The organism is Pseudophaeobacter arcticus DSM 23566, from assembly GCF_000473205.1.
GTDB lineage: Bacteria > Pseudomonadota > Alphaproteobacteria > Rhodobacterales > Rhodobacteraceae > Pseudophaeobacter > Pseudophaeobacter arcticus.
Genome location: NZ_KI421507.1, coordinates 1660662 through 1672798, shown reverse-complemented (window position 1 = coordinate 1672798; position 12137 = coordinate 1660662). Strand labels below are relative to the sequence as shown.

Below are 12137 nucleotides of genomic sequence, written 5' to 3'. Positions count from 1 at the left end.
TCGCGGCCTCCGCAAGGGCTATTTGCGGATCTTGGCATGGCCCTGTCGCACGAGGCGTTCACATTCAGCCGCCAGCGCCTTGCGATTGGCAAAATCACTGACCTTGAGCGGCGCATGATAGGTCAGCTCTACCCGGCCCTGGCGCAGCGAGGCCAGGGTTTTCAGCAGGTGTGGTCCAAACTCCATATCGCCCCACCAGCCATAAAACCGCTCCTCGGCCCCATGGGGCGCGTGGAACACCGCCGACACTGGCTGGATATAGCAGACATCGCGCAGATGATCGCCAAAGAAGGCGGCAAAAAGCGTTGTTTTAAAGGGCAAAACCCGCAACCCGTCAGTCGAGGTGCCTTCTGGAAAGAACAACAGCTTATGCCCGGCCATCAGCCGCGCTTCGAACAGTTCGGTCTGTTCTTTTGCGCGGGCGCGGTTGCGTTCAATAAAGACGGTCCCAGTGGAGCGGGCGAGCCAGCCGATGCCGGGCCAGGCGGCCACTTCGGCCTTGGAGACAAAATAGATCCGCTTTTTGGCATTGAGCGCAAAAATATCCAGCCAGGAGGTGTGATTGGCCACCACCGCGCCGCGTTGCAGCATCAGGCTGCCATGGGTGCAAAAGCCGATCCCCAAGATGCGAAACGCATTTCGGCAAACAAACTGGGTAATAAAGGGCGTCACAGGCCGGTGCAGACCACAAAGCGGCCGCTCCACCAGGCGGACCAGCAGCAGGATCAGCAATCCGCCAAAAACCAGCGTTCCCAGCAGGCTGCCGCGCAGCAAAATCAGCAACCAGCCAAAAGGCTGGATCCGCAGGGGCTCTGGTGGGTCGCCTTCATTCCAGGTCGCAGACATCTCTTACCCCTGCGCCTTGGGCGTGCTGTAAAAGCGTTTTTGCCGTGCGCTCATAGCTGCAGTATCCAGGATCATCAGCACATCGGTGGTGTTGAACGCATGATCGACAAAGGCGCCCTCGCCCACGGTTCCGCCAAGGCGCAGATAGGCTTTGATCAAAGCCGGGCATGCGATCATTGCGCGCTTACGGTCCACGGCGCTGGGGGGCAAAAGGTCCATAGACTGGTAGCTGCGGGATCTGCACCGCAGCGGCTCTGGCGCCAGGTAGTCCCGGTTCAGCACCGACAATGGGCCTGCCAGGGCCGCTAGGTCTGTGCCGGCAAAACTTGCGGTGCCAAACAGGATTTCAACATCATGTTCAGTCACATAGTCATTGAGACCAACCCAGAGGTAAAACAACGCCTTGCCGCCGCGAAAGGCGGGATGCAGGCAGGATCGGCCCAATTCCAGCAGGCGCCGCCCAGAGCCGATCAGCGGCCCCAGGTCGTATTCGGCATCTGAATAGAACCCTCCTGCGCGCCGGGCCTGATCGCTGCGCATCAGACGGTAAACCCCGACAACACGCTGCGTTGCTGTCTCGCGGATGATCATATGATCGCAAAAGGCATCAAATTTGTCTTTTTCCAGCCCTTCGCAGTGATCGACCAGGGCGCCATCCGCGCCCATTTCATTCACAAAAACCTCGTACCGCAGTGCCTGAGCCGCCCGCAGGTCTGCGTCGTTTTTCGCCAGAGAGACGGTGAATTCTGTTGGGCTTTCAGCCATGTATCAGGGCTTTCCAAGATCAATTTGCAGAGCTGATAGACCGCCAAGGCAGCGATAAGCAAGGTTTTCGTAAAACTCTCCGGGGTTTCTTAACCTTTCGTAAACCGTTAAGGCTCATTCACTAGAATCAAGGGGACGCGCGCCCCGTCGAAGACCAGTTTCCCCTGGTCTGGGAAATTGACAGTAATTTTGCCACCTGCGTTGGATTGGACTTCTCCCGGTCCCCATTCAGGATGTTCCGGGTGTTTTACACGCATGCCGGGGGCAAGGAAAGCATTGAGGTCGATCATGTGATGGGCCCAAGTCGGAGGAAAGATATGGCCGTAGATACCGCCAATTTGGCCGCTTTGATAGGGTCCAGAATTTGTCACGATTTGATCAGCCCGGTCGGCGCCATTAACAACGGATTGGAACTGCTGGCAATGTCCGGAGCCATGGCTGGTCCCGAGCTGGAGCTGATTTCCGACAGTGTTTTGAATGCCAATGCCCGCATCCGGTTTTTCCGCATTGCCTTTGGTGCCGCCGGCGATCAGCAGATGGGCCGGGCCGAGATCGTCTCGGTTCTGGATGACATCAGCAAGGCGGGCCGCTTAAAGTTCCAATGGGATTTCACCGAAGGGTGCAACCGCAGCGACGTGCGTATGGCCTTTCTGGCGGCGCTGTGCCTGGAAAGTGCCCTGCCCTATGGCGGTATGATCACCATGACCTGCACAGATGGGAAATGGTCCGTGTCCGGCGAAGGCCGCAAGATCAATATTGACGCGCCGCTTTGGGCCTATCTCGACGGTAGCGACACCTCGGCCAATCTGACCCCGGCACAGGTGCAATTTGCCATGCTGCCGGCCGCCGCGACACAGGCCGAACGTCAGCTGGGCTTTGACCATAGCGATGAAAAAGCCGCCGTCTGGTTCTAGAACCTCTGGTTTTAGCAGGCCTGGTTTCAGACCACCTGATGTCAGACCTGCGCGAGCGTGAACAAAACAAAAGCCCCCAATCAGATATTGGGGGCTTTCTTGCCGTACTTTCAAAGAGTTAGAGGGTCAGGCCTGTGCCGCTCCTAGGCCCGGACAGTGCCGTCGCCCCGCACCAGATATTTAAAGCTGGTCAACTGGGCCGCCCCAACTGGGCCACGGGCATGCATCTTGCCGGTGGCAATACCAATTTCGGCCCCCATGCCAAATTCACCGCCATCGGCAAACTGGGTCGATGCATTATGCATGAGGATCGCACTGTCGAGCTCTGCAAAAAACTGGGCCACGGCGGCCTCATCCTCGGTAATGATGCAATCGGTATGCTGGGAATGATATTTGCGGATATGCGCAATTGCATCCTCGATATCTGCCACAGGCTTTGCGGCAATGACCTTATCCAGGAATTCTTTGCCCCAGTCTGCATCCTCTGCAGGCGCCATGCCCTTGGGGCCAACCAAGCCACCAGCGGCGTGGATCTCCACCCCGGCAGCGGCCAGCGCGGTCAGCACGTCGCGGCCAATTGTGTCAACGATATCGCGATGGATCAGCAGGCATTCTGCGGCGCCACAAATACCGGTACGGCGGGTTTTTGCGTTCAGCACCACATCGAGCGCCTTTTTCGGGTCGGCAGATTTATCCAGATAGATATGCACGATGCCCTCAAGGTGGGCAAAAACCGGCACCCGCGCCTCGCGCTGCACCAATCCCACCAGCCCCTTGCCCCCCCGGGGCACGATGACATCGACATATTCGGTCATGGTCAGCAGCTCCTGCACCGCTGCGCGGTCCCGCGTTGGCACCAGTTGCACCGCGTCCTCGGGCAGGTTGGCGCCGCGCAGGCCTTCGACCAGGCAGGAATGAATGACCTGGCTGGAATGAAAACTCTCAGAGCCGCCACGCAGGATCACCGCATTGCCGGATTTCAGGCACAGCGCCCCGGCATCCGCCGTGACATTGGGGCGGCTTTCATAGATCACCCCAATGACGCCAAGCGGCGTTCTGACGCGTTGAATGTTAAGCCCCGAGGGCTGCTCCCACTCTGCCAGAATCTCGCCCACAGGATCGGCCTGTTCAGCCACGGCGCGCAGCCCGTCCACGATGGATTGGATACGGGGCTCATCCAGCATCAACCGGTCCATCATTGCGGGCGACAGGCCCTTGGAGGCGCCAAATTCCAGGTCTTTGGCGTTGGCGGCAATGATCTCGCCGCGCCGCGCCCAGACCGCATCGGCGGCGCCAATCAGGGCGGCATGTTTGCGTTCGGCGCTGGCTGTGGCCAGGGTCTGCGCCGCCCGCTTTGCACGAATGCCAAGTTCCATCATCAGCGCGGGGATATTTTGAGTGTCTTTCATCGGTCTCTTCTAAGCCTTGTCTGAGAGAGGCTGGCGCCGTTCCATTGCTGCCAGATTAGGAGCAGACACAGGCGGGTTTCCAGCCCCTAAGTAGAGAGGTCAGAGCGCCATATCGTCCCGGTGGATCAAAGCAGCCCGGCCGGGATAGCCTAGGACCTCTTCGATTTCGGCAGATTGGCGCCCCTGAATGGCGCGGGCTTCGTCGCCTGTATAGCGTGACAGGCCCTGCCCCAAAATGCGCCCCTCCGGGCCCTGGATGGCCAGGGGATCCCCCCGGCCAAAGTCACCCTCCACATGACAGACCCCTGCGGGCAATAGGCTGTTGCCGTTTGCCAGCGCGCGCGCGGCCCCGGCATCAATGGAAACCACCCCGCGCGGCTTCATCGCCGCAATCCAACGCTTGCGGGCAACCTGCGGGTCATCCTGCGCGGTGAACCAGGTGCAAGGCGCACCCTCCATCAGTGTTTTCAACGGGTTCAGGGGCGATCCTTCGGTAATCACCATAGCGCAACCGGCCGCTGTCGCCATCTTGGCTGCCAGCACCTTGGTGATCATGCCGCCCTTTGACAGGCCAGACACACCATCGCCGGCCATGGCTGCGATCTCGGGGGTGATCTGGTCAATGGTGTCATAGCGTTTGGCATTGGGGTCCAGCGCCGGATTGGCACTGTAAAACCCATCGACATCCGACAGCAGCACCAGCGCATCGGCCCCGACGGTCACCGCAACCTGCGCCGCCAACCGGTCATTGTCGCCATAGCGGATTTCGTCGGTGGCGATGGTGTCATTTTCATTGACGATGGGTACCGCGCCCAGACCAATCAGCGTCTCAAGCGTCGCCCGCGCGTTCAAGTAGCGGCGACGATCAGCGCTATCTTCCAGCGTCACCAGCACCTGGGCGGTGGTGACACCATGGGGCGCCAGGGCCTCTTCATAGGCGCGCGCCAGTCGGATTTGCCCAACAGCCGCAGCCGCTTGCGATTTTTCCAGCGGCAGGTCCGCGCGCGGCAGCCCCAGCACTTCGCGCCCCAGCGCGATAGATCCCGAAGAGACCAGGATCACATCCTTGCCCAGGGATTTAAGCCAGGCCACATCATTGGCAAGCGAATGCAGCCAGCCCAACCGCAGCTTGCCCGTGCTGCGATCAACCAGCAGGGCTGAGCCGATCTTTACGACAATGCGGCTCGCGTCGATCAGGGCCGCCAAGGGTCTTGTTCCTCGACGGGTTTTTGACGAATGCGATCATCGTCAATCTCGGCACGCACCGCGCGCAGAACCTCGTTCAGGCCTTCGCGGCTGACGCCAGACATCATATAAACCTTGCCGCCAACAGCCGCTTCCAAGGCGGCTAGGGCCTCGGCGCGCTCGTCCTCATCCAGGGCGTCGATCTTGTTCAGGGCGGTCACGCGCGGCTTATTGGCCAGCTCGCCGCCGTAGGCTTCGAGTTCGTCAATAATGGTCTGATAGTCGCCGACGACATCATCAGAGGTGCCATCGACCAGATGCAGCAGGACAGCGCAGCGCTCCACATGGCCCAAAAAGCGATCACCAATGCCCTTGCCCTCATGTGCGCCGGCAATCAGGCCGGGGATGTCAGCCATGACAAATTCAGTGTTATCAATACCAACCACGCCAAGGTTCGGGTGAAGCGTGGTGAAGGGATAGTCGGCAATCTTGGGGCGCGCGTTAGAGCTGGAGGCCAGGAACGTGGATTTGCCGGCATTGGGCAGCCCCAACAGGCCGGAGTCCGCAATCAGCTTCAGCCGCAGCCAGATGGTCCGCTCCACCCCTTCCTGGCCAGGATTGGCACGCCGTGGCGCCTGGTTGGTGGAGGATTTAAAGTGCAGGTTGCCAAAGCCACCATTGCCGCCCTTGGCCAGCTGAACCCGTTGGCCGATCTCGGTCATATCCGCCAGAACGGTCTCCTGATCCTCATCGAGGATCTCGGTGCCGACGGGAACCCGCAGGGTGATCTCTTCGCCATCTTTGCCGGTGCGCTGACGCCCCATGCCGGACTGGCCGTTGTTGGCAAAGAAATGCTGCTGATAGCGAAAATCAATCAGCGTGTTCAGCCCATCCACGGCCTCGGCCCAGACCGAGCCGCCCTTGCCGCCATCACCGCCATCAGGGCCACCGTATTCGATGTATTTCTCGCGGCGAAAGCTCACGCAGCCGTTGCCGCCGCCACCAGAGCGGATGTAGACCTTTGCCAGATCGAGGAATTTCATGGCGGCTCCTTGCTGCGCGGCCCCCTTTGCGAGGTGCTGCGCGGATATACGATTGGGTCAACGAGCCCCCTACTGGGGCCCGCCTATTGTCTTTGATGTGCCTTACCTGAAAGCGCCAGCCGCGCCAATCACAGTTTTCGGCTATAGGTCCAGGTGGGCACATTTGCGTTGCGGCTGACCGAGAAGTTCTCGGCATCGCCAAGATAGTCAAAACCGCAATGGATCAGCACCCGCGCCGAGGCCGGATTGTCCTGAAAGACCGAGGCAAACATGGCGACACTTCCCAGCGGATTGGCCTTCACCAGTGTCTCCAGCGCTTCGGAGGCAAGGCCGGTGTTCCAAAACAAGGGCGCAATCCAAAAGCTCACCTCGGATTGGTCGCGGTCCATTTGCTTGAGGCTGATAATCCCCTTCAGTTCCGCGCCGCCGTCCGGTGTGCCGTCGATTGCCCAGATATCCTCTTCCCGCGTCCCAGAACTCGCACGGGAGACATAGGCCTCAACCGCGCCGGGGGGCATCGGATGGGGAATGGAGGGGGTCATGCGGGCCACGCGTTCATCACCCATATAGAGGGCAATAAGGCCGCTGTCGGACTCCCGAAGCGGGCGCAGCACAAACCGGCTGGTTTCAATAACCTGCTGATTTTTCACATTATCCAAGCTCATATCTCTGCTCCTTTTTGCAAAGAAATCGGTAACCACGGCGCGGTAGGTAGATTTCAAGTGACCCGTGACCTGTGACCTGAAAGGCCCTGTCCCACACAGGCAAAGGGTGATCTCTACCCATAAAAGATGTGGGGTCGCCGGTCTGTCATCAAGACGCCAAAACAAAACAATACAGACGCAGCTGCGCCAAATAGAAAAAGGGGACCGGCTGTCGCCGATCCCCTGATTTTTCAAAACCTTATGGGTTCGGTTTACTCAGCGGCCTCCGCCACTGGGAGAACCGATACAAAGGTGCGGCCTTTCAGGCCCTTGTGGAAGGTGACAGCACCGTCTGCCGTTGCAAAGATCGTGTGATCCTTGCCCAGGCCCACGCCTTCGCCCGGCCAAAACTTGGTGCCGCGCTGACGAATGATGATGTTGCCTGCGATGGCCGCTTGGCCACCATAGAGTTTCACGCCGAGGCGGCGACCCGCTGAGTCGCGGCCGTTACGGGAGGAACCACCAGCTTTTTTATGTGCCATTCTGTCTCTCCTTAGCCTTTAGCCAGATCTTTGGCCTGTTCAACCCACTCGGGTTTCACTTTGACCGCGTCAATACCAGCAATGTCGTCATCCGACAAGGCTGCGATCTGGGCAAAGCTTGTCAGACCAGCTTCAACCAGCTTTTTGGCGGCGGCAGGGCCTACACCAGTCAGCTGTGTCAGATCGTCAGAACCGGCGGCAGCAGCAGCAGGAGCAGCTTTGGCGGCGGCTTTTGGAGCAGCTTTGGTTGCGCCGGATGTCAGAATCTCGGTGATCTTGATCAGGGTCAGCTTTTGACGGTGACCCTTCGTGCGCTTGGAAGAGTGCTTACGACGACGCTTCACAAAGTGAATGAGCTTTTCGCCTTTGATCTGGTCGATCACTTCTGCCTTAACAGCAGCGCCATCTACCAAAGGAGCACCAACGACGGGGGCGTCGCCACCGAGCATCAGGATTTCGTCGAACTGGATTGTTTCGCCAGCATCTGCAGCCAATTTTTCAATGCGGAGGATATCGCCCGCGTGAACTTTGTACTGCTTGCCGCCAGTCTTGAGGACCGCAAACATATGCGTGTTTCCTTTATCAACCGCGTCCTTTGGTCCCCTATCGGGCGTTTTGGCCGTGTGGCCACCTCGAACAGCGCGCCCCGGTTTGGGGCCGTATTACAAAATGAACCCGGCACAGAGAATCCGGGCCGGGATGGCGCATTTGCCCGAAAATCACTGTCGCTGTCAACCCATTATAGCTGTGGCGTCAGATATCGCCGCGCCCGCTGGTTTAGGACACTTTGGCGGGTGATAACTGCGCGTTGGTGGCATCAAGCCCGGGGCTAGATATCTTCGCCTTGCCCCAGCTCGCTCATCCGGAAAGCCAAAGCTTCAAACCGATTGGCGGTGATTTCAAACTGCACCGCGTTCAACAGCTCATAGACCTGCTGCATCAGCGGAGTCTCCAGCGCCTCGACATAGGCCTCGACCTCTGCCTCGCTAAAGCTTTGATAGGTATAGGCAGAGGCGGCCAGGTTTGAGGCCCGCAGCGACATGCGCATCTCTGCTTCCTGGGCACGCTGAAGCGCGCGCAGCCCATCGGCATCCAATTTCAGTTCAATGACGCCAGCAGCATTGGCGGCCATCAGAAAGCGAAACTGGATCTGTTGGATCGCCTTCAGCCCTGCCCCGGCCGCATCAATCGCCTTGCTCATCCGGTGATACAGCGCCACACGCTTGCTGCCGGTTTTGACAAGATCCGCAATGATGCGCTGGCCGGCAACCTGTTTGGTATCACCCTCTTCAACCAGATGCGACGCGTTTTCAGCCAGGACCAGACGCTGCCCAAGATCGCTGGCATAAAAGGCCGCCGCATGGCTCAACGCCTCATCCTCCAGGGTCTCGGTCAGGATATCGAGAGCCAGCTCGCGCATTTCATCCTGGTCAAACACCGATTGCGACAGCCGCGTCCAGTTTGAGCCAAAGTCGCCAGCGGACAGCCCCAGCATCTGCGGCGCATTCCCGGCCGAGAGCGCAATACTGTCCAGGGCAACATCAAACCCCGTCACCTCAAGAAAAGCCGCAACCTTGCCCCGTTCAGCGGCCTGTGCCGCAGGGGCCAGGTGAAGCCCCAGAAATCCAAAGGTAACAGCGGCCAGCGCCAAATGAAAAAAGCGTTTTGCAAAGTGTCTCATAGTTGAAATCTAGGCAAAAACTACGCCAAAACAATGAAAAAATGCCATTCTCAAAAGAAGTTGAAAATCCCCCTTGCACTGGGCCGCGTTCAGCCTTAAACGCTCCTCCACCAGACCCCCGCGGAGAGGTGCCGGAGTGGTCGAACGGGGCGGTCTCGAAAACCGTTGAGCCTTCACGGGTTCCCAGGGTTCGAATCCCTGTCTCTCCGCCATTAACTTTCCGATAAAGTTGTATTTTGCGAACTGTGTTCCCAATATGGAAACTTGCGTAAGTACGTGCAAAAACGGCATTGGATGACCGCTTTGCATCTCTGCCTGCGATGACTGTGCCGTACAGAAGCGCGAATTTCAGTCCACCGCCACCTAATCGCCCGATCCGACAAGGACAAAGCCGCGCGCGATGGTATGGTGGGGGCTGTGCCGCTCCTGCCAGGACGCGGCACGCCAAGCGGGCCATTGTCTGAATTGGGGCTTTCACTTGGGTTTCATTGCCCAGGGACACGATCCGCAGCCGAAGACCGGCGGGATCTCTGATGATGCGGCCCCCTGATGCGGCCCCATCAAAAAGAAAAGAAAAGGCCGGGTTTCCCCGGCCTTATTTGTTGGTTCCAATGTTGCTAGGCAGCTGGGCTGGCTCAGCCCCGGCGGCGACGTCCGCCAGAACGGCCACCACGACCGCGGCTTTCTTCGCCCTCTTTCAGAGGCGCCTTGTTGAACTTGATCCATTCGCTACCGTGTGGGTCATTGTTGGTCAGGAAGTTGGCCGCGCGGATCGCTTCCATTTCCTTACCAGCACGGGGCTTCATCGAGCCAAGGCCAAACATGGTGACAAAGGTTTCATCATCCATGCCTTCGGGCAGAATGATGCCAGCGGCGGCAACTTCTTCCTTTTTGGCAGCCAGGGCTGTTTGCGTCACGGGCAGGCCAACAGGGTTCATGATCGCCGAAGTCATGCCAGCCCCCATCGCCATTGGCAGGAAGGCATTGTTGATGCCGTGACGGTTTGGCAGGCCAAAGGAGATGTTGGAGGCGCCGCAGGTGGTGTTGACGCCCAGCTCTTCGCGCAGACGGCGCACCAGGGCAAAGACCTGCAGGCCGGCCGTCCCCATGGCGCCAACTGGCATCACCAGCGGGTCAACCACGATATCATGGGCGGGAATGCCAAAATCGGCGGCGCGCTGAACGATCTTCTTGGCCACTTCAAAGCGTACATCGGGATCTTCAGAAATCCCGGTGTCGTCGTTGGAGATCGCCACAACGGGCACATTGTACTTTTTGACCAGCGGCAGGATCTGTTCCAGGCGCTCTTCTTCGCCGGTGACCGAGTTCAGCAGCGGGCGGCCTTCGCAGATTTCCAGCCCGGCTTCAAGCGCGCCGGGAACCGAGGAATCGATACACAAAGGCACATCAACAAGCCCTTGAACCAGCTCAACAATTTTCCGCATCAGCGGTGGCTCTGTCTCATTGGGGTTGGGGTTGGAATTATAGACAACACCCGCATTGATATCGAGCACAGTTGCGCCGGCCAGAACCTGCGCCACAGCATCTTTTTCAACCGTGGAGAAATCTCCGGCTTCCAGTTCCGCCGCCAGTTTCTTACGCCCGGTGGGGTTGATCCGTTCGCCAATAACACAGAATGGCTCGTCAAAGCCCATAACAGCGGTTTTTGTTTTAGATTCTATAACCGTACGGGTCATTGTTTATCCTTGCGGGTTGACGGGCTGCGCGGATGCGCCGCCGTTGTTGATGGCCCAGGTGGCGTTGGTCTTGATGCCGCCAAGTGGGAAAAAGTGAACTTTGGTGATGTTGAAATCCGGGTTTGCAGCCTTGTGGGCCGCCAGATCCGCCAGAACCTCACCGGGCTCATGTGGCAGCAGCAGTTTGGTAACATCTTTGGCGCGCTTTTGCAGCACTTTCAAAGAGGGGCCAACCCCACAGGCAATGGCAAACTTGATCATGGTCTGCAGTTTGGCAGGACCCGCGATACCGATATGCACCGGCAGGTTCATGCCGCGCTCGCTCAGCTCATTGACCCAGTCGATAACCGGCTTCGCCTCAAAGCAGAACTGCGTGGCCAAGGCCATCTCGGCGTCGGTCCGCTTGGAGAATTCCTGTTTCCAGTCCAGTGCTGCGTAGGTGTTTGCACGACCGCCTTTGGGATCAATGTCCAGGTTTGGCTCTGGGTGGCCCGCAACGTTCAGATGGGTAAAGCCCGCCTTGTCGAACAGACCGGTTTCCAGCAGCTGCATCGAGGAGTGGAAATCTCCCCGTGGCTCTGAAACACCACCGGCCAGCAACAGGGCCTGCTTGACGCCGGCTTCGCCCTGGTAGCGGGCGATCCAGTCGGCCAGAGTGGCCTCATCCTTGATGATGCGCGCGGGGAAATGCGGCATGACATCAAAGCCTTCATCGGCAATACGTTTGGCGGTGGCAACCATGTCTTCGATTGGCGTGCCATCGATATGGGCGATATAGACGCGGGTTCCGGCAGGCAGCAGAGCGCGGAAATCGTCAACCTTGGTGGCTGTGCGCGGCATTACTTCGATGGAGTAGCCCTTGAGAAAGGCCTCCATTTCAGGAGTGACGGGCTGTTCAGCGCCAGAGTCGCGTTTTTTGAAGTTCAACAAAGCCATCACGGCCTCCCATAGTGGTGTCAGGCTCACGCCCATCCGTCATTTGCAATCAGGGTCTTAAGACGATCCTGATCGTATTCCGCTTCCAAACGTTTGGCCTCAGCTTCGGCGACTTCGCCAGCTTCACCTTCCAGGGCATAGGGCGCTGCTTTGCGCCATTCTGCCAGGTAGGCATCGCTGTCTTTGGCGTTGACCTTCATTGCGGCCCGGTCGATCGCCTGTTCAAAACGTTCTTCCAATTGGCGTTTTGAACCGCGGCGCCCCTTGCCCACAATGACCTGCGCGGGGATATCGCGCCAGTATACGATCGTAACATCCACCATAGCCTGTTCTCCTGAGACGTCTGTTAATTTTTGTTTCTAGTGCGTCCCGTTTCACCGAGTACGCCGGATTTCGACACCACTTGGGTTTTGAGCGACGTTTTTCCTTTCTCTTGAATACAAAGCTGCCCCGGTCCTGGCCACAGCTGGGGAGT

The 12137-nt window shown here is 58.6% G+C and carries 14 protein-coding genes and 1 tRNA gene; 2 read left to right on the top strand and 13 right to left on the bottom strand.

From position 1 onward, the window contains the following. Positions 1-18 precede the first annotated feature (18 nt). From ARCT_RS0112065 to ARCT_RS27515, 3 genes are all read right to left on the bottom strand, one after another. Positions 19-846: a lysophospholipid acyltransferase family protein gene (locus ARCT_RS0112065; RefSeq protein WP_027240311.1), complete on the bottom strand. Its 828-nt coding sequence runs from the start codon at positions 844-846 to the stop codon at positions 19-21. Positions 847-849: 3 nt separating this feature from the next. After that, complete coding sequence (locus ARCT_RS0112060) at positions 850-1611, bottom strand: GNAT family N-acetyltransferase (RefSeq protein ID WP_027240310.1); 762 nt, start codon at positions 1609-1611, stop codon at positions 850-852. A gap of 107 nt (positions 1612-1718) precedes the next feature. Then, positions 1719-1901, bottom strand: a complete 183-nt coding sequence (locus ARCT_RS27515; RefSeq protein ID WP_084300836.1) for a DUF3553 domain-containing protein — start codon at positions 1899-1901, stop codon at positions 1719-1721. A 27-nt stretch (positions 1902-1928) separates the two neighbouring features. Here ARCT_RS27515 and ARCT_RS0112055 point away from each other — a divergent pair, with 27 nt between their 5' ends. Beyond that, positions 1929-2525 carry a histidine phosphotransferase family protein gene (locus tag ARCT_RS0112055; protein WP_027240309.1) on the top strand — a complete coding sequence of 199 codons (597 nt, stop codon included), beginning with the start codon at positions 1929-1931 and terminating at the stop codon, positions 2523-2525. A 143-nt stretch (positions 2526-2668) separates the two neighbouring features. On the opposite strand, the gene ARCT_RS0112050 is transcribed toward ARCT_RS0112055, so the two are convergent. The 7 genes from ARCT_RS0112050 to ARCT_RS0112020 all read right to left on the bottom strand — a co-directional run bounded on the left by ARCT_RS0112050 (position 2669) and on the right by ARCT_RS0112020 (position 9029). Next, on the bottom strand, positions 2669-3934 hold the full coding sequence (locus ARCT_RS0112050; RefSeq protein WP_027240308.1) for a glutamate-5-semialdehyde dehydrogenase: 1266 nt from the start codon (positions 3932-3934) through the stop codon (positions 2669-2671). Between the two features lie 99 nt (positions 3935-4033). Then, a complete protein-coding gene (gene proB, locus ARCT_RS0112045) occupies positions 4034-5140 on the bottom strand; it encodes a glutamate 5-kinase (protein ID WP_027240307.1) in 1107 nt (368 codons plus the stop codon). Further along, positions 5128-6162 carry a GTPase ObgE gene (gene obgE / locus ARCT_RS0112040; protein ID WP_027240306.1) on the bottom strand — a complete coding sequence of 345 codons (1035 nt, stop codon included), beginning with the start codon at positions 6160-6162 and terminating at the stop codon, positions 5128-5130. Before obgE ends, proB begins: the two co-directional genes overlap by 13 nt. Before the next feature lie 128 nt (positions 6163-6290). After that, complete coding sequence (locus tag ARCT_RS0112035) at positions 6291-6827, bottom strand: GNAT family N-acetyltransferase (protein ID WP_027240305.1); 537 nt, start codon at positions 6825-6827, stop codon at positions 6291-6293. A 251-nt stretch (positions 6828-7078) separates the two neighbouring features. Next, positions 7079-7348, bottom strand: coding sequence for a 50S ribosomal protein L27 (gene rpmA, locus ARCT_RS0112030; protein ID WP_027240304.1), 270 nt, complete (start codon positions 7346-7348; stop codon positions 7079-7081). An 11-nt stretch (positions 7349-7359) separates the two neighbouring features. Then, positions 7360-7914 carry a 50S ribosomal protein L21 gene (gene rplU, locus ARCT_RS0112025; protein WP_027240303.1) on the bottom strand — a complete coding sequence of 185 codons (555 nt, stop codon included), beginning with the start codon at positions 7912-7914 and terminating at the stop codon, positions 7360-7362. A gap of 263 nt (positions 7915-8177) precedes the next feature. Continuing rightward, positions 8178-9029 carry a DUF2059 domain-containing protein gene (locus ARCT_RS0112020; protein WP_027240302.1) on the bottom strand — a complete coding sequence of 284 codons (852 nt, stop codon included), beginning with the start codon at positions 9027-9029 and terminating at the stop codon, positions 8178-8180. Between the two features lie 122 nt (positions 9030-9151). Here ARCT_RS0112020 and ARCT_RS0112015 point away from each other — a divergent pair. Beyond that, positions 9152-9241, top strand: a tRNA-Ser gene (locus ARCT_RS0112015). Positions 9242-9664: 423 nt separating this feature from the next. On the opposite strand, the gene ARCT_RS0112010 is transcribed toward ARCT_RS0112015, so the two are convergent. The 3 genes from ARCT_RS0112010 to ARCT_RS0112000 are packed head-to-tail and all read right to left on the bottom strand — an operon-like array spanning position 9665 to position 11985. Next, a complete protein-coding gene (locus ARCT_RS0112010) occupies positions 9665-10726 on the bottom strand; it encodes a methyltetrahydrofolate cobalamin methyltransferase (protein WP_027240301.1) in 1062 nt (353 codons plus the stop codon). 3 nt (positions 10727-10729) lie between these two features. After that, positions 10730-11662 (bottom strand): methylenetetrahydrofolate reductase, encoded by a 933-nt coding sequence (locus tag ARCT_RS0112005; RefSeq protein WP_027240300.1) that lies wholly within the window; start codon positions 11660-11662, stop codon positions 10730-10732. A gap of 26 nt (positions 11663-11688) precedes the next feature. Beyond that, the gene (locus ARCT_RS0112000) at positions 11689-11985 is read right to left on the bottom strand and encodes a virulence factor (protein WP_027240299.1); all 297 of its coding nucleotides are present in this window, start codon (positions 11983-11985) and stop codon (positions 11689-11691) included. Positions 11986-12137 lie beyond the last annotated feature (152 nt).